The following is a 16,344-nucleotide window of genomic DNA, read 5'->3' as shown; positions in this document are numbered from 1 at the left end:
AAGAGCGGCCTGATCGGGACAATGCTATGACATCCTTGCCGACCAACCGGTTCAACCTCGACCTTTCCGGATCGTGGCAGCTCACCTCCACCGATGGCGAAATCACCACGCCGATCACCCTGCCGGGTGATGTGCACTCGGCGCTGCATGCCGCAAAGCTCATTCCCGACCCTTATTTCGGCCGCAACGAAGACGTGGTGCAGTGGGTGGCTGATCGCGATTGGGCGATCGAACGCAGCTTCACGCTGTCGGAGCTGGATGGCGACTGGTACCTCGATATCGACTATCTCGATACCGTTGCGGCGGTTTTCGTCAACGGCTCTCCGGTGCTGTTGGCCGATAACAGCTTCCGTCGCTACCGGCCCGATGTCAGCAGTCAGCTGAAGGCTGGCGACAACGTCATCCGTGTCGTGCTGCATTCAAGCATTGCGGCCGGCGCCGACCGCCAGGCCAAGCAGCCCTTCTATATTCCATATTCGACAGGCAATTCGCCGATCGCCAACGGCAACATGCTGCGCAAGCCGCAGTGCCATTTCGGCTGGGACTGGAACATCGCGATAGCGCCGCTTGGCCTGTACGGCACGATTGCGTTGCGCAAGCTCGAAACCGCACGCATCGAACACGTCACGACCCGACAGGTGCACAATCTCGACGGCTCCGTGGATCTGCAGGTCAGTGCGACGCTGTTTGCCAAGAGCCCCGGTATCGTTCCCGTGCATTTTTCGCTCGACGGCGAGCGCGTGCGCCTCGACGTTGGTGTCGCTGCCGGCGAAACGGTGGTGAACCACGTTTTCCAGATCGACAAGCCCCGCCTCTGGTGGCCCGCAGGGAGCGGCGAGCAGGCGCTCCTTGCTCTGACGGTGGATCTGCCGTCGGATGCACTGACCAAGCAGATCGGGCTTCGGACCGTCGAACTCATCACCACGCCGGATGCTACCGGCAGCCGCTTCGCGCTCAAGGTGAACGGCCGGGAGATCTTCTGCCGCGGCGCCAACTGGATCCCGGCGGATGCGCTGTTTTCGCGTTCGAGCCCCCAAAAGACCGCGGATCTGTTGCAGTCTGCCAAGGCTGCGAACATGAACATGATCCGCGTCTGGGGCGGCGGCTTCTACGAGCAGGATTACTTCTACGACCTTTGCGATCGGCTCGGCCTGCTGGTGTGGCAGGATTTCATGTTCGCCTGCAATCTCTACCCGTCCACCCAGGACTTCCTAGAAAACGTCACGCTCGAAGTAGACTATCAGGTCCGCCGCCTTTCCTCGCATCCGTCAATTGCGCTCTGGTGCGGCGACAACGAGCTGGTCGGTGCGCTGACCTGGTTCGATGAATCGAAGAAGGATCGCGACCGCTACCTCGTTTCCTACGATCGTCTCAACCGGACGATCGAACAGGCGATGAAGAAGGCGGCTCCCGACGCAATCTGGTGGCCGTCGAGTCCGGCTTCCGGCTATCTGGATTTCGGCGATGCTTGGCATGCCGACGGTTCCGGCGATATGCACTACTGGTCCGTTTGGCACGAGAACAAGTCGTTCGACAATTATCGCTCGGTGCGCCCGCGCTTCTGCTCGGAATTCGGCTTCCAGTCATACACGTCGCTGCCCGTCATCAAGACCTATGCCGATGCCAAGGACATGAATGTCGCGTCGCCCGTCATGGAGCTGCACCAGAAGAATGCCGGCGGCAACGAACGCATTGCCGGCACGATGTTCCGCTATTTCCGCTTTCCCAAGGACTTCCCGAACTTCGTCTATCTCTCCCAGATCCAGCAAGGGCTGGCGATCAAGACAGCGGTCGAATACTGGCGGTCGCTGAAACCGCATTGCATGGGCACCATCTACTGGCAGCTGAACGACACCTGGCCGGTCGCATCCTGGTCGAGCCTCGATTACGGCGGCCGCTGGAAGGCGATGCACTACCTGGTGAAGCGCTTCTTCCAGCCGGTGGCGGTTGCGGCCATTCCTTCGGATGACGGCATGACGGTCCAGTTTTCGCTTGTCAACGACACGCTCGACGAGGTGAGCGTCGATCTTTCGATCTCGATCCTCGATATGAAGGGCGAGCGCAAGCATCTGAAGGATGTGCAGGCGGTCTGCAGTCCGGATGCAGCGGTCACGGCGGCTTCCGTCGAGGTCGCCGATTTGCCTGCGGGTACGCTGCTTGCCTGGCGTTTCACGGCGTCGAACGGCATGGGCGGCGAGGGGCACTACGTGCACGGCACCTACAAGGCACTGGAACTCGAGCCCGCGGGCCTGATGGTCACGCACGAGTATGTCGAGGAGGACGGCTCCGTCTGCCTCAACGTCACCGCCAAGGGACTTGCACTCTTCGTGATGATCGAGACTGACACCGACGGCAAATATTCCGACAATGCCTTCGATCTTGCGGCGGGTGAAACGCGCCGCATCACCTTCACCCCGGCAAAACCGCTCGAGGGCGGCGTTCTGCCGGAATTCCGTTTCTACGACCTGCAATCCTGCCAGTCCGTGGATTGATGCTGATTAAAATGCAATGGGCACGAGGCCCGAGGAGAATGATATGACGAAACTCAGTTTTCAGCTGTATAGCGCCCGCAATTTCCAGCCCTATTCGGCAATCTTCGAAAAGCTCGGCAAAGCCGGCTATCAGGAAGTCGAAGGCTTCGGTGGCATCTACGCCGATCTGGACAACGCCGGGCTGAAGAGCCTGCGCGCCGATCTCGACACGAACGGCCTCGTCATGGCGACCGGCCACTTCAGCCCCAGCTTTCTCGATGGCGAAGTCGAGAAGTCGCTGAACATTGCCAAGGTGCTCGGCATGGATTCGATCTATGCACCGCATCTGGCCGCTGACGAGCGCCCGACGGACGGTGCCGGCTGGCTTGCGTTCGGCAAGCGTCTGCAGGAGATGAGCAAGCCTTACAAGGACGCCGGCTATGAGTTCGGATGGCACAATCACGACTTCGAGTTCGTCAAGCTCGCCGACGGTTCGCTGCCGATCGAGCGTATCTTCGAAGGCGCGCCGGATATTTCCTGGGAAGCGGATATCGCCTGGGTCATCCGCGGCGGCGCCGATCCCTTCGCCTGGATCGAGAAGCTTGGGAGCCGCATCACGTCCGTCCACGTCAAGGACATCGCGCCGGCCGGCGAGAACAAGAACGAAGACGGCTGGGCCGATGTCGGTCATGGCACTGTCGCATGGTCGAAGCTGATGGCCGCGCTGAAGGGCACCAAAGCCAAGCACTACGTCGTCGAACACGATAACCCGAGCGATATCGATCGTCTGATCACCCGCTCGATCGCATCCTTCAAGACCTACTGAGGCACACTATGACCAAGGAACTTGGCGTCGGCATCATTGGATGCGGCAACATCTCCACGACTTACTTCTCCCTTTCGCCTCTCTTCAAGGGGCTCAAGGTTCTGGCTTGCGCCGACCTCAACGTGCAGGCCGCCCAGGCCCGCGCGGAAGAGTACGGCGTCAAGGCGCAGACCATCGACGAGCTTCTCGCCAATGACGAGATCGATGTCATCGTCAACCTGACGATCCCGGATGCGCATTTCCCTGTTTCGAAGGCGATCCTCGAAGCCGGCAAGCACGTCTATTCGGAAAAACCGCTGGTGCTCACACTGGAGCAGGGCGAGGAGCTTCGTAGCATCGCCAAGGCGAAGAATCTCTCCGTCGGCTGCGCGCCGGATACCTTCCTCGGGGGCGCACACCAGCTTGCCCGCAAATATGTGGACGAGGGCGGTATCGGCCGCATCACTTCGGGCGCGTGCTACGTCATGAGCCCAGGCATGGAAATGTGGCATCCGAACCCGGACTTCTTCTTCCTGCCGGGCGGCGGTCCGATCCTCGACCTCGGCCCTTACTACATCGCCAACCTGATCAACCTGATCGGCCCGGTGAAGCGCGTCGGCGCCATAACATCCATGGCATCAGAAACCCGCACGATCACCAGCCAGCCGCGCAACGGCGAGATCATCCCGGTCAAGACGCCGACGACGGTCCAGGCGATCCTGGAGTTCGTCAGCGGCGCGACGGTCACGCTGACGGCCAGCTGGGACGTCTGGTCTCACCGCCATGCCAACATGGAGCTCTACGGCACCGACGGCTCGCTCTATGTGCCAGATCCGAACTTCTTCGGCGGTGTCGTCGAGGCCAGCGGCCGCGACAAGGAGATCAAGCCGCTGGAAGACTGGGATCACCCCTTCGGCATTTCCAACCAGGAGAGCCCGCAGGGTCCGCGCGCAAACTACCGTACGGCCGGCCTTGCCGACATGGCGATGGCGATCATCGAAGGCCGTGACGCGCGCTGCTCGCTTGATCGCACGCTGCATGGCGTCGACGTGATGACGTCCATCCTGAAGTCGGGTGAAGAAGGCAGGTTCATCGACCTGACCACGACCTGCACTCAGCCTGCAGCGCTCGGGATCGAGGAAGCACAGGCACTCTTGAAGTAGTTTAGAAACTTGCGCCGTGCGCTTGCCGTATCGGCGCGCTTGCTCCCATAGTTCCGTCATGCTCGGGCCTCACGCGGGATCTATAACGCTCTGTTGCAGATCCTCGGCACAAGGCCGAGGATGACGCCGGAGGTGCTTTTACCTTTCGGCTGCCGCCCAATGCGGATACGAACGAGAAGCACTTTTAAATAGGTTTAGGAGACCTTCGCAGATGAGCTGGCAACCGGCTTCAGACCGCTATTCGAAGATGAAGTATAATCGTACGGGCCGTTCCGGCCTGAAGCTTCCGGCCGTTTCGCTCGGCCTCTGGCACAACTTCGGTGGCGACACCCCGCATGACCGCAAGATCGACATGTGCCGCACGGCGTTCGATCTCGGCATCACGCATTTCGACCTCGCCAACAACTACGGCCCGCCTCCAGGCTCTGCCGAAACCGCCTTCGGTGAAATCCTGCGCACCGAATTCGCCGGGCTGCGCGACGAGCTGATCATTTCGTCCAAGGCTGGTTACGACATGTGGCCAGGCCCCTACGGCGAGTGGGGCAGCCGCAAGTATATAATCGCCTCTTGCGACCAGAGCCTGAAGCGCATGGGCATCGACTATGTCGATATCTTCTATTCGCACCGCTTCGACCCGGATACCCCTCTGGAGGAGACTTGCGGTGCTCTCGATCATATCGTTCGTTCCGGCCGGGCACTTTATGTCGGCATCTCGTCCTACAATTCGCAGCGCACCCGCGAGGCTGCTGCGATCCTTAAGGACCTCGGTACACCATGCCTGATCCATCAGCCGAGCTATTCCATGCTCAACCGCTGGGTCGAGGACGACAAGCTTCTCGATACGCTTGACGAGGTCGGCATGGGCTCCATCGTGTTCTCGCCACTGGCCCAGGGCATGCTGACGACCAAGTATCTCGGTGGCATCCCGCAGGACAGCCGCGCTGCGCAGAACCACTTCCTCAAGAAGGACTTCATCCGCCCAGGCATCATCGATAATATTCGCAAGCTCGCCGAGATTGCCGAAAGGCGCGGGCAGACGCTGGCGCAGATGGCGATCGCATGGGTGCTGCGCGGCGACCGCGTGACGTCCGCGCTGATCGGCGCCAGCCGTTCGTCACAGATCGTCGATTGCGTCAAGGCGCTCGACAACCTTGAATTTACGGCAGACGAGTTGAAGGAAATCGATGTCTATGCCCGCGAGGCTGATATCAACCTTTGGGCCAAGTCCGCGGAAATCGAATAATCAAAAACGCCCGGAACGACCTTCCGGGCGCTTTTCATCTACAGTTTGATGTACGTGCCGCAGAGTATGCGAGCGTGAGGAGGAGACGCCATCATGATCCGCAATCCCATCCTGCCGGGCTTCAATCCGGACCCATCCATCTGCCGCGTCGGCGACGACTACTATATCGCCACCTCGACCTTCGAATGGTATCCCGGCGTGCAGATTCATCATTCGCGCGATCTCGTGAACTGGACGCTAGTGCGTCGCCCGCTGGAGCGAAAATCGCAACTCGACATGCGCGGCAATCCGGACAGCTGCGGTGTCTGGGCACCGTGTCTTTCCTATGCCGATGGACTCTTCTGGCTGGTCTACACCGACGTCAAGCGCTTCGACGGAAGCTTCAAGGATGCGCACAACTACATCGTCACGTCGCCTGAGATTGAGGGCGAGTGGACCGATCCGATCTACGTGAACTCCTCGGGGTTCGATCCGTCGCTCTTTCACGACGAGGATGGCCGCAAGTGGTTCCTCAACATGCAGTGGAACCACCGCACCGAAAGCTTCGGCGGCGCGCCAAAGTCGCCGGCCTTCGACGGTATCTTGATGCAGGAGTGGGATCCCCGCACGAAGAGGCTGAAGGGTTCGATCAAGAACATTTTCGCCGGAAGCCCGCTTGGGCTGGTCGAAGGCCCGCATCTATTCCAGCGCAACGGCTACTACTATCTAACGACGGCGGAAGGCGGTACCGGCTATGACCATGCAGTGACCATGGCCCGCTCGCGCAATATTGATGGTCCCTATGAGATGCATCCGAACATGCACCTGATAACCTCAAAGGATCATCCCGAAGCCGTGCTGCAAAGGGCAGGGCATGGGCAGTACGTCGAAACGCCGGACGGCCAGGTCTATCACACGCACCTCTGCGGTCGCCCGATGCCGCCAAAGCGCCGCTGCACGCTCGGGCGCGAAACCAGCCTGCAGAAATGCGTCTGGCAGGAAGACGGCTGGCTCTATCTCGAGAATGGCATGACTGTGCCCGATGTCGTCGTCGAGGGACTGAAGGGTGCCGTTCCCGTCGAAAAGCCCACGCGGACCGAATACAGTTTCGATGACGGCCGGCTGCCGGCTGATTTCCAATGGCTTCGCACGCCGCAACCCGAGCGCATCTTCAACCTGACCGACCGCCCCGGCCATCTCAGGCTTATCGCCCGCGAAAGCGTTGGTTCCTGGTTCGAGCAGTCGCTGGTCGCCCGCCGCCAGGAGCACCACAGCTTCCGTGCCGAGACCGTCGTCGAGTTCGATCCGGACACCTATCAGCAGGCTGCCGGCCTGACGCACTACTACAATCGCCACAAGTTCCACGCCGTGGTGGTGACGCTGCATGAAAAGCTTGGCCGCTGTGTCACCATCCTATCTTGCGATGGCGACTATCCGCACAGCCGCCTGAGTTTTCCGGCAGGCAGCGGCGCTGCTCTTCCTGCCGAAGGGCGCGTGCAGCTTTCCATGGAAATCCGCGAGAATGACTTGCAGTTTTTCTGGCAGACGGAAGGCAAGGGCGCCTGGCAGGCGATCGGCCCGGTGCTCGATGCCGGCGTGGTTTCCGACGAGGGCGGACGCGGCGAGCATGGTTCGTTTACCGGGGCTTTCGCGGGTGTCCTGGCATTTGACACATCTGGCCGCGCCAAGACGGCTGATTTCGACTGGTTCAACTACGAAGAGCTGTGATCGATCGTCGGCATCAGCCGGAGATAGGGCGATGCCGCATTTGTCGTCGAGCGTGACGTTCACGTGACGAAATACATGTGGAGCCGTGGCCATCGCATGCCCCCGGCCGAGCGGCGTCACATGCAGGACGTCCGCGATTATCGCCGTTATCGCCTGTCGGAGCCGCCACGCGGCTATCGGCGGGTCCGCATCGACAACGACTACCTATTGATCGGTACCGCCAGCGGCGTGATCTCCAACATCATCGCCGGGCGCTGACGGCTTCGGCGCAGGCGATAGGAGGGCCGCAATGATGGCCGCCCTTCCGGCTTATGGACCACCGCTATGGCGACGACGGCGGCCCCGTCGACAGCAGCCGCTGAGCAACGCTCCTGAACAGGTTGCCTGCGATGGGGTCTCTTTCTGCTTGGGGTGGTGTCTGCAATCCGTCAATCGGCGGAAGTGGCTCGCATTCCTCGCATAGGCAGCGATATGGCCTGGCCGCGGGTACCTTCATGCGGCCCGGTCTCCCCATCTTACGAACGGGTCAGGCAGGTTGCGCCATTTCTCGGGCACGAAATCCTCATCGTCGATCAGACATGCATCGAGCTCGCTCCGGATCCAGCCTTCGTTCATCGGGTCCGCGCCGATGAATACGATCTCCTGGCGACGATCGCCCCAGGTCGGATCGAGGTAGGGGGAGATCGCGGTGAGGAAACGCTGGTCCTTTGGCCACTGGTCGAGCGGCACCGCAGCCCACCACAGCCCCATCCGGCGAGTTCGCAGGATCGCGCCTGCCTGGCTGAGCTCCCCGACGTGATGCGGCCGCGTGGCGAGCCAGAAAAAGCCCTTGGCGCGCACGACGCCCGGCCAAGTCGTGTCGAGAAACTGTTGGAGCTTGAGCGGATCGAAGGGACGCTTTTCGCGGTAAACGAACGAGCGGATGCCGTATTCCACGGTTTCTGGCACGTGGTCCTTGAAGCCGTGCAGTTCCTTGTACCAGAGCGGATGGGTCTCGGCGCGGTCGATGTMGAAACGGCCGGTCCCAAGGACGTCCTTCAGGTCCACTTTGCCGAAATCGGTTTCAATGAGCCGCGCATCCGGATTGAGGCCAACGATGATCTGGCGCGCTGCTTCGCGTTCCGCCTCCGTCGCGGCGCCGATCTTGTTGAGGACGACGACGTCGGCGAATTCGATCTGCTCGACGAGCAGATCGACGACGGTGCGGTTGTCGCCGTTGCCGGCGGTCTCGCCGCGCTGCGCAAGGAAGTCGGCGGAACCATAATCGGCCAGCAGGTTGGCCGCGTCGACGACCGTCAGCATGGTATCGAGCCGTGCGACGTCGGAAAGGCTCTCGCCGTTTTCGTCGCGGAATTCGAACGTGGTGGCGACAGGAAGCGGCTCGGCGATACCAGTCGACTCGATCAGCAGATATTCGAAGCGCCCCTGTTCGGCGAGCTGCCGAACCTCCTTCAGCAGATCGTCGCGCAGGGTGCAGCAGATGCAACCGTTGGTCATCTCGACCAGTTGTTCCTCCGTCCGCGACAGGTTCGCGCCGCCGTCACGCACCAGTGCGGCGTCGATGTTGACCTCGCTCATGTCGTTGACGATGACGGCCACCCGCATTCCCTTTCGGTTCGTGAGGATGTGGTTCAGCAAGGTCGTCTTTCCAGCGCCGAGAAACCCGGAAAGGACAGTGACCGGAAGCTTATTATCCATCAATGGCTCCTATTTATGTTATATCATTACATCGGCAACACTGAAAAAGGCGGACCTCGAGTCCGCCTCGATAGACCTTCAGCTTTCGCTCGAAAGGCAATCCTTCAAGCTGTTGGCAATGCTGCGCATGAGGTTGAAATAGAGATCGGGGCCGGCGTCGAGTGTTGCCGCTTCCGGATCGAGGACACCCGGCTTTGCCTTCGTACCTTCGATCACGACATCGACAAGACGGGGCTGGAACTGCGGCTCGGCGAAGACGCAGGTGGCGCCGAGACTGGCGACTTTCTTGTGAATCTCCGATATGCGCTCGGCGCCTGGAATGGTTTCCGGGCTGACAGTGATGGAACCGGCGACGCGTACCTTGTAGCGATCTTCGAAATATTGATAGGCATCATGGAAGACGACGAAGGGCTTATCCCTCACCGGTGACACGATGCCGGCAATCTCCGTATCGAGCGCATCCAGCTTGTCGTCGAGCGCTTTGGCATTTGCCTGATAGGACAGCGCGTTTGCAGGATCTGCCGCGACGAGCGTGGTGGTGATCTCGGCGGCCATTGCCTTTGCATTCATCGGATCAAGCCAGAGGTGCGTGTCAAACGCACCGTGATCGTGGCCGGCGTCGGCGTGGTCATGACCTTCGTGGTCTTCGCCTTCGTGCCCTGCGGCATCATGCTGATCGTCGTCGTCGTGCGCTTCGAAGGCGCCGCCTTCGCGGAATTTGAGCTTCGTCAGCCCCGGTGCCCGGTCCAGCTCGGCAACTGTTGCGTCCGTGCCAAGCGCTTCCAGCGGCTTTTCCAAGAAGGCTTCGAGCCCTGGCCCCACCCAGAACACCACCTTGGCGTTTTGCAGGGCACGGGCGTTCGACGGCCTCATCGTGTAGGTGTGCGGCGAGGCGGCACCGTCGACGATCAGCTCCGGCGTACCGACGCCCTGCATGATCGCCGACACCAGCGAATGGACCGGCTTGATCGAGGTGACGACGACTGGCGCGTCGGCTGTTCTGGCCGTCCCGGCAAAAAGGATCGCGGGGATTGCGAGGGTAAGGCCCGTCGCGAGTTTCATCTGCACGCTCCGCTTGAATTGCGATTGTTATGTTATTACATCAATTGCGTTATGCTATAACGTGTGCGATAGCAGGACGCAACAGCACTTTCGGAAAAATGATGTTATCTCCCGCAAATTTCGAGACGAAGCCGCTGGTCTCGCTCTCCAACGTTGGCGTCCGGCGAAATGGTCGGTGGCTGGTGCGCGGCGTCGATTTCTCGGTATCGCGCGGGGAGATCGTGACGCTGATCGGCCCAAATGGCTCCGGCAAATCGACCACCGTCAAGGCCGCGATCGGCGTGCTGAAGCCGGACGAGGGCAGGGTTGACCGTGCATCCGGTCTGAAGGTGGGCTATGTGCCGCAGAAGCTTTCGATCGACTGGACGCTGCCGCTGACCGTTCGCCGCCTGATGACCCTCACAGGGCCGCTTTCCAACAGTGATATGACGGCGGCGCTCGAGGCCGTCGGACTTTCGCACATGGCTGGGGCCGAGGTGCAGCATCTCTCGGGCGGCGAATTCCAGCGGGCACTGATGGCGCGTGCCATTGCCCGCAAGCCTGATCTGCTTGTGCTGGACGAACCCGTTCAGGGAGTCGATTTTTCGGGCGAAATCGCGCTTTACGATCTGATAAAGTCGATCCGCAATAGCACTGGCTGCGGTATCTTGTTGATTTCGCACGACCTGCACGTCGTCATGGCCGCCACGGATACGGTGATCTGCCTCAACGGGCACGTCTGCTGCCGCGGCACGCCGCAAGCCGTGACGCAGAGCGCCGAGTATGTGCGTCTGTTCGGCAGCCGCGCAGCGCAGGCACTTGCCGTCTACAGCCACGATCACGACCATACGCATCTCCCAGACGGGCGCGTGCTGCATTCGGATGGAACGGTGACGGATCATTGCCACCCCGATGACGGACACCACCACGATCACGACGTTCACGATCACGTGCACCATGATCATGCCGGCCATACCCATCACGATCGCACCGCGGCCGATCACGGCCATGAGCATCACGACCCGGCTGGAGAGCGGCATGTTTGACGATTTCTTCGTTCGCGCCATCCTTGCGGGCGTCGGGCTGGCACTGACGACCGGGCCGCTCGGATGCTTCATCATCTGGCGCCGCATGGCCTATTTCGGCGATACGATCGCCCACTCGGCGCTGCTCGGTGTGGCGCTGTCGCTGCTCCTGCAGTTCAACGTGACGCTCGCGGTCTTCATGGTGTCGGCGACGGTGTCGATCCTGCTGCTCTTCCTGCAAAAGCGGCAGGCTTTGTCGGCGGATGCACTGCTCGGCATCCTTTCGCATGCGACGCTGGCGATCGGTCTTGTCATGGTCGCTTTCATGAGCTGGGTGCGCATCGACCTCATCGCTTTCCTGTTCGGCGACATTCTCGCCGTATCGCAGACGGACATCGTCTTCATCTGGGGTGGTGGCGTTCTGGTGCTGGCTGCAATCGCATGGCTCTGGCGGCCGCTACTCGCTTCGACTGTCAATCCCGAACTTGCCGAGGCCGAGGGGCTGCGGCCGGAGCGGGCACGTCTGTTCTTCATGCTGTTGATGGCCGTCGTGATCGCTATCGCGATGAAGATCGTCGGTATCATGCTAATTACCTCGCTGCTGATCATCCCGGCAGCTGCCGCGCGCAGGTTTTCCTCGACGCCCGAGGTCATGGCGGTTCTCGCATCGCTGATCGGCGCTGTCGCCGTCGTCGTCGGTCTCTTCGGCTCGCTTACCTACGATACGCCGTCGGGTCCCTCGATCGTGGTCGCGGCATTGATACTCTTCATCCTCAGCCTGCTGCCCAAGCGCGGGCGGGGGCAGGCGGCAATGGAAGGACAAGGCTCATGAACGCACCACTTCTGACCAAGAACCAGGCCCTTGTCTTCGACGTGCTTGAAAAGGCAGAGGGGCCGCTCAGCGCCTATACGATCCTCGACAAATTGCGCGACCATGGGTTTCGCGCGCCATTGCAGGTCTACCGGGCACTGGAGAAGCTGCTCGAATACGGCGTCGTACACCGGCTCGAAAGCATCAATTCCTTCGTTGCCTGCGCACATCCCGGCGAGAACTGCCACAGCCACGGTATCGTCGCCTTCGCGATCTGCGAGAGCTGCGGGCAGGTGATGGAGTTCCACGATCACGAGGTGGACCACCGCCTCATGGACTGGACGCGCGGCAAGAAATTCAAGGCCGAGAAGACGACGATCGAAATTCGCGGCCTTTGCGAGGCCTGTGCCGCTTAGCGTATCGCGATCGCGGTGGCGCAGTGGCGTTGATCCTCAGCAAGGGGTCAGAGCGCCTTCAGGTCTCGGGCGAAACGATGCCAGTTAGCGACGTATCTCTCGGCCGACTTCCGCAGGCCATCGATCGCTGCGTCATCGAGGGTACGGATCGCTCGGGCAGGCGATCCGACGATCAGGGAATTGTCAGGGAACGCCTTGCCTTCGGTGATCAGCGCATTGGCGCCGACGAGGCAGTTGTTGCCGATCGTTGCGCCATTGAGGATCGTCGCGCCCATTCCGACCAACGAGTTGTCGCCGATCTTGCAGCCGTGGACGATCGCGTGATGGCCGATGGTGCAGCCTTTGCCGATCACGACCGGAGAGCCGGGGTCGGTATGCAGCATCGCGCCTTCCTGGATGTTGGTCGCCTCGCCGACGGTGATAGGTTCATTGTCGCCGCGCAGCACTGCACCGAACCAGATGCCGACGTCGGCGCCCAGAACGACTTCGCCGATCACGTGGGCGTCCGGCGCAATCCAGTAGGTGCCGGACGGCGGCAGTTGCGGCTTCAATCCACCCAGAGCGTAGACAGGCATCGCTTTTCCTCCGTTTGAGCATTTCCGCTTTTCTTCTAATCGCGCTCTAACGTTGTGTTTTACGCAATTCCAAACGCAAAACCGCTAAGCACTTTTGCTGGATTTGCTCTAGGCGACGGTGACGCCGAGCGTTGCAATACCGTCGATGCCGCAATCCACCCGGTCTCCACGCTTGACGGCGCCGACGCCGGCCGGCGTGCCGGTCATGATGACGTCCCCCGGTGCGAGAATGAACAGCTTCGAAAGTTCGGCAATGATTTCCGGCACCTTCCAGATCATCTGGTTGAGATCGCCGTCCTGGACACGCTTGCCGTTGAGATCGAGCCAGATGCGGCCTGCTGAGGGATGTCCGAGCTTGGCTGCCGGAACGATGGCCGAGACCGGCGCGGAATATTCGAAGGCTTTCGCAACTTCCCAGGGGCGGCCGAGTTTCTTGGCTTCGGCCTGCAGGTCGCGCCGGGTGAAATCGATGCCGACGGCGTAGCCGTAGACGCAGTCGAGTGCCGCTTCGCTCGGGATGTTTTGGCCGCCGGCTTTCAGTGCCAGGACGCATTCGACCTCGAAATGAACGTCGTTGGAGAGCGGAGGATAGGGGAAATCCCGGCCCGACGGCAGAAGGTTGTCGGCGTTCTTCTGAAAGAAGAAGGGCGGCTCGCGGCTCGGGTCATGCCCCATCTCGATCGCATGGTCTGCATAGTTCCGACCGACGCAATAGACACGTCGAACCGGGAAACGATCGGACGCGCCTTCAACGGGCAGCAGGACGGGTTTGGGAAGAGGAATGACGGTGGCGGTGGACATGATGCGCCCTTGCTGTTTTGCGACTCCCGTTATCTTAGACGGAAAGCGGCGCGTGTCGCTAGTCGGCATCCTGTTCGTCGCCGCCCGCCCAGCAATACCAGCATTGCTGCCCCGCGCGGGGAAAACTGGTGTTTTTCGAAGCTTTGCGCTATGAGCGCGGACATGACGACATCTCATTTCTATGCCGAGGCCCCGCAAACCGGCCAGCCGATCCTCGCCGTCGCACCGATGATCGACTGGACGGATCGCCATTGCCGCTATTTCCACCGGCAGATCAGCCGACACGCGCTGCTCTACACCGAGATGGTGGTGGCGGACGCGATCATTCACGGGCCGCGCGAGCGGCTGCTGTCGTTCGACGCGGCGGAGCATCCGGTCGCGCTGCAGCTCGGCGGCTCGGATCCGGAAAAGCTCGCGAGGGCGGTGGAGATCGCCGCGCCCTACGGCTACGACGAGATCAACCTCAATGTCGGCTGTCCCTCCGACCGGGTGCAGTCCGGAACCTTCGGTGCCTGCCTGATGCTGACGCCGCAGACGGTGGCGACGTGCATCGCGGCGATGAAGGCGGTCTGCAACGTGCCTGTCACGGTGAAGTGCCGGATCGGCGTCGACGAGCAGGATCCGGAGATCGCCTTGCCCGACCTGCTCGACCGGGTGCTCGACGCCGGCGCCGACGCGGTGTGGATCCATGCCCGCAAGGCCTGGCTGAAGGGTCTGTCGCCCAAGGAAAACCGCGAGATCCCGCCGCTCGATTATGACATCGTCTACCGCATGAAACAGGCGCGGCCCGGCGTCTTCGTCGGCATCAACGGCGGCATCCAGACGCTGGATGCAGCAGCGGAGCATCTCTTGCATGTCGACGGCGTCATGCTTGGGCGCGCGGCTTACCAGAACGCAGCCGTGCTTGCCGATATCGACCGGCGCTTCTTCGGCGCGCCTGCCGGCGAGACGGACTGGCACGGCCTGCGCGATCGGATGATGGCCTATGCCGAGCGGCATATCGCAAGCGGCGGCCGGCTGCAGCAGGTGGCGCGGCACATGGTCGGCCTGTTCACCGGTCTGCCGGGCGCGCGGCGCTACCGGCAGATCCTCTCGACCGATGCGGTGAAACCGGGAGCGGGGCCCGAGGTGATCGCAGCCGCCTTTGCAGCGGTGGATTTCGACGGCGCTCGGGAAGCGGTCAGCGCATAGGGAACGGCTTATCCGGCGCGGCTGCATTTTGCGGGAGCATCGAGCGCTGCCGCGCGTGCTCGTTGCTCCCGCATTCCTTTGCTCATCACAGAAAGCTTCTAGCGCGCCTCGGCGCGAAGGGCTGTTGTCCGGGGCGTGTTCATGCCATCTCTCCTTCATCCGCGCCCAAGGACCTGGGCGCATTGGGTTCCTGTGACGAGCACAGGAACGAGGGAGCGTTTGGGGCCCTCGCGGCCAGTATCGCACCATCGGAGGAGGTGGGGAAATTCGGGGCGTCGAATATGCTGGCGATCATGACGAGTGTGTTGGTCGCGCAAACGAAAACGACGCCCCTTGCGGAGCGCCGTTGTCATTCCTGCCGAAGCAGAAATGGAATTAGTTCGCCGAGATGTTGACTGCCTTCGGGCCCTTGCCCATGCGATCCGGCTCGGTGTCGAAGGTAACCTGCTGGCCTTCGCGGAGCGACTGGATGCCGGAAGCCTGAAGAGCGGAGATGTGAACGAAAACGTCCTTTGCACCGCCGTCCGGAGTGATGAAACCAAAACCCTTGTCCTGGTTGAAGAATTTTACGACGCCTTTGGTGGCCATTGGGATAGGTCCTTTTCCCTGTAGTCTGTCTGGTATCCACCCCCCCGAAAGGAAATGGACGGCTTTCACTTTCGCGCCCCCTCATCAAATTCAGCGCGCGAAGGGTCAGTCGAGTAGTTCACGAACGGGGAAAGAACGTCTACGCACGTGAGGTCCCCCACGCCACCCCCCTGCCGGAAGGCTTTACCACATCAGTCCAGTCACCGGCATGCAAATGCCCGAGTACTTCGATTGGTGCCAGTATTCGAAGCAAAATGCAAGCGAGAATATTCTCGCACCGGATGTGACAACCCGGGAATAGCCAAAGATTCAAAGACTTGACGAATAGTAAGCATTCACAGCGGCTGCTGTTTCCTTTTGGGAAACCGTGCCGGAACGGCACTGTTTCGCGACGCCTGGCCCCCGCATCCATCCGCGCGGCGGCGGCGGCCTAGCGGGCAGCGGCTCCGCCTAGCCTGTGCTGCACAAGTTCCGCGCTACCGCGGACATGGGAGACGACGGGCTTGCCACCGGCATCGGCGACGGCATAGGCGATGATGGTGACATCTTCTTCGAAGGTCGAGACGTAGAGGACCTGCGCCGGATTGACATAAATCGTGTGATTGTGGGTGTTCTTGAAGCCTATAAGTGCCATGCATGTCTCCTTCCGTGCTGCGGGTGCAGATATGCCATGCAGGGGTTGATGCAAGTTTAACGGGCCGCCCATCGTGATCGACAATGTGATTTCCGATCAGGCGCTGCGCGTCGACGAGTGGATCGACGGAGAATTTCGGTCTTGCGTCCATGCAAGTCCGAATTTCCAACGCGCT

Annotated in this window: 15 protein-coding genes and 1 pseudogene; 10 read left to right on the top strand and 6 right to left on the bottom strand. The window is 61.1% G+C overall.

The genetic code is table 11. The features are described from left to right. Positions 1-26 precede the first annotated feature (26 nt). From AC1DMK_RS03570 to AC1DMK_RS03545, 6 genes and pseudogenes are all read left to right on the top strand, one after another. Complete coding sequence (locus tag AC1DMK_RS03570; RefSeq protein ID WP_477857153.1) at positions 27-2,492, top strand: beta-mannosidase; 2,466 nt, start codon at positions 27-29, stop codon at positions 2,490-2,492. 43 nt (positions 2,493-2,535) lie between these two features. Further along, entirely contained in the window at positions 2,536-3,297 is a 762-nt protein-coding gene (locus AC1DMK_RS03565; protein ID WP_477857152.1) for a sugar phosphate isomerase/epimerase family protein, read from the top strand. A gap of 8 nt (positions 3,298-3,305) precedes the next feature. After that, on the top strand, positions 3,306-4,439 hold the full coding sequence (locus AC1DMK_RS03560) for a Gfo/Idh/MocA family protein (RefSeq protein ID WP_477857150.1): 1,134 nt from the start codon (positions 3,306-3,308) through the stop codon (positions 4,437-4,439). Between the two features lie 211 nt (positions 4,440-4,650). Then, positions 4,651-5,682, top strand: coding sequence for an L-glyceraldehyde 3-phosphate reductase (gene mgrA, locus AC1DMK_RS03555; RefSeq protein ID WP_477857148.1), 1,032 nt, complete (start codon positions 4,651-4,653; stop codon positions 5,680-5,682). A 93-nt stretch (positions 5,683-5,775) separates the two neighbouring features. Further along, complete coding sequence (locus tag AC1DMK_RS03550) at positions 5,776-7,389, top strand: glycoside hydrolase family 43 protein (protein ID WP_477857146.1); 1,614 nt, start codon at positions 5,776-5,778, stop codon at positions 7,387-7,389. Beyond that, positions 7,337-7,647 (top strand): annotated as a pseudogene (locus AC1DMK_RS03545) (RcnB family protein). The gene AC1DMK_RS03550 and the pseudogene AC1DMK_RS03545 overlap by 53 nt, the downstream one beginning before the upstream one ends. A 234-nt stretch (positions 7,648-7,881) precedes the next feature. Here the strand turns inward: AC1DMK_RS03545 and AC1DMK_RS03540 are convergent. Beyond that, positions 7,882-9,087, bottom strand: a complete 1,206-nt coding sequence (locus AC1DMK_RS03540) for a GTP-binding protein (RefSeq protein WP_477857143.1) — start codon at positions 9,085-9,087, stop codon at positions 7,882-7,884. Between the two features lie 78 nt (positions 9,088-9,165). Continuing rightward, positions 9,166-10,149, bottom strand: coding sequence for a zinc ABC transporter substrate-binding protein (locus tag AC1DMK_RS03535; RefSeq protein ID WP_037061137.1), 984 nt, complete (start codon positions 10,147-10,149; stop codon positions 9,166-9,168). Between the two features lie 101 nt (positions 10,150-10,250). On the opposite strand from AC1DMK_RS03535, the gene AC1DMK_RS03530 reads away from it, so the two are divergent. The 3 genes from AC1DMK_RS03530 to AC1DMK_RS03520 are packed head-to-tail and all read left to right on the top strand — an operon-like array spanning position 10,251 to position 12,380. Next, positions 10,251-11,174: a metal ABC transporter ATP-binding protein gene (locus tag AC1DMK_RS03530; RefSeq protein WP_037061138.1), complete on the top strand. Its 924-nt coding sequence runs from the start codon at positions 10,251-10,253 to the stop codon at positions 11,172-11,174. Further along, positions 11,167-11,985 (top strand): zinc ABC transporter permease subunit ZnuB, encoded by an 819-nt coding sequence (gene znuB, locus AC1DMK_RS03525; RefSeq protein ID WP_037061140.1) that lies wholly within the window; start codon positions 11,167-11,169, stop codon positions 11,983-11,985. The genes AC1DMK_RS03530 and znuB overlap by 8 nt, the downstream gene beginning before the upstream one ends. Continuing rightward, positions 11,982-12,380, top strand: coding sequence for a Fur family transcriptional regulator (locus AC1DMK_RS03520; protein ID WP_037061142.1), 399 nt, complete (start codon positions 11,982-11,984; stop codon positions 12,378-12,380). The genes znuB and AC1DMK_RS03520 overlap by 4 nt, the downstream gene beginning before the upstream one ends. 47 nt (positions 12,381-12,427) lie before the next feature. Here the strand turns inward: AC1DMK_RS03520 and AC1DMK_RS03515 are convergent, their stop codons facing one another. Both AC1DMK_RS03515 and AC1DMK_RS03510 read right to left on the bottom strand, forming a co-directional pair. Beyond that, positions 12,428-12,955 (bottom strand): gamma carbonic anhydrase family protein, encoded by a 528-nt coding sequence (locus AC1DMK_RS03515; RefSeq protein ID WP_037061144.1) that lies wholly within the window; start codon positions 12,953-12,955, stop codon positions 12,428-12,430. A 108-nt stretch (positions 12,956-13,063) separates the two neighbouring features. Beyond that, positions 13,064-13,756 (bottom strand): fumarylacetoacetate hydrolase family protein, encoded by a 693-nt coding sequence (locus AC1DMK_RS03510; RefSeq protein ID WP_477857139.1) that lies wholly within the window; start codon positions 13,754-13,756, stop codon positions 13,064-13,066. A 162-nt stretch (positions 13,757-13,918) separates the two neighbouring features. On the opposite strand from AC1DMK_RS03510, the gene dusA reads away from it, so the two are divergent. Next, positions 13,919-14,947 (top strand): tRNA dihydrouridine(20/20a) synthase DusA, encoded by a 1,029-nt coding sequence (dusA, locus tag AC1DMK_RS03505; RefSeq protein ID WP_477857137.1) that lies wholly within the window; start codon positions 13,919-13,921, stop codon positions 14,945-14,947. A gap of 375 nt (positions 14,948-15,322) precedes the next feature. On the opposite strand, the gene AC1DMK_RS03500 is transcribed toward dusA, so the two are convergent. Together AC1DMK_RS03500 and AC1DMK_RS03495 are read right to left on the bottom strand one after the other, a co-directional pair. Continuing rightward, entirely contained in the window at positions 15,323-15,535 is a 213-nt protein-coding gene (locus tag AC1DMK_RS03500) for a cold-shock protein (RefSeq protein WP_018900054.1), read from the bottom strand. A 430-nt stretch (positions 15,536-15,965) separates the two neighbouring features. Next, entirely contained in the window at positions 15,966-16,169 is a 204-nt protein-coding gene (locus AC1DMK_RS03495) for a hypothetical protein (protein WP_037061148.1), read from the bottom strand. Positions 16,170-16,344: the final 175 nt, after the last annotated feature.

It is taken from the genome of Rhizobium sp. 05L419 (assembly GCF_056397845.1).
This window is presented reverse-complemented; position numbering and strand designations above follow the sequence as displayed.

Excerpts from the sequence above, each read along its gene's own strand:
- AC1DMK_RS03570 (WP_477857153.1), top strand. The coding sequence starts at position 27 with ATGACATCCTTGCCGACCAACCGGTTCAACCTCGACCTTTCCGGATCG.
- AC1DMK_RS03565 (WP_477857152.1), top strand. The coding sequence starts at position 2,536 with ATGACGAAACTCAGTTTTCAGCTGTATAGCGCCCGCAATTTCCAGCCC.
- AC1DMK_RS03560 (WP_477857150.1), top strand. The coding sequence starts at position 3,306 with ATGACCAAGGAACTTGGCGTCGGCATCATTGGATGCGGCAACATCTCC.
- mgrA (WP_477857148.1), top strand. The coding sequence starts at position 4,651 with ATGAGCTGGCAACCGGCTTCAGACCGCTATTCGAAGATGAAGTATAAT.
- AC1DMK_RS03550 (WP_477857146.1), top strand. The coding sequence starts at position 5,776 with ATGATCCGCAATCCCATCCTGCCGGGCTTCAATCCGGACCCATCCATC.
- AC1DMK_RS03535 (WP_037061137.1), bottom strand. The coding sequence starts at position 10,149 with ATGAAACTCGCGACGGGCCTTACCCTCGCAATCCCCGCGATCCTTTTT.
- AC1DMK_RS03530 (WP_037061138.1), top strand. The coding sequence starts at position 10,251 with ATGTTATCTCCCGCAAATTTCGAGACGAAGCCGCTGGTCTCGCTCTCC.
- znuB (WP_037061140.1), top strand. The coding sequence starts at position 11,167 with ATGTTTGACGATTTCTTCGTTCGCGCCATCCTTGCGGGCGTCGGGCTG.
- AC1DMK_RS03520 (WP_037061142.1), top strand. The coding sequence starts at position 11,982 with ATGAACGCACCACTTCTGACCAAGAACCAGGCCCTTGTCTTCGACGTG.
- AC1DMK_RS03515 (WP_037061144.1), bottom strand. The coding sequence starts at position 12,955 with ATGCCTGTCTACGCTCTGGGTGGATTGAAGCCGCAACTGCCGCCGTCC.
- AC1DMK_RS03510 (WP_477857139.1), bottom strand. The coding sequence starts at position 13,756 with ATGTCCACCGCCACCGTCATTCCTCTTCCCAAACCCGTCCTGCTGCCC.
- dusA (WP_477857137.1), top strand. The coding sequence starts at position 13,919 with ATGACGACATCTCATTTCTATGCCGAGGCCCCGCAAACCGGCCAGCCG.
- AC1DMK_RS03500 (WP_018900054.1), bottom strand. The coding sequence starts at position 15,535 with ATGGCCACCAAAGGCGTCGTAAAATTCTTCAACCAGGACAAGGGTTTT.
- AC1DMK_RS03495 (WP_037061148.1), bottom strand. The coding sequence starts at position 16,169 with ATGGCACTTATAGGCTTCAAGAACACCCACAATCACACGATTTATGTC.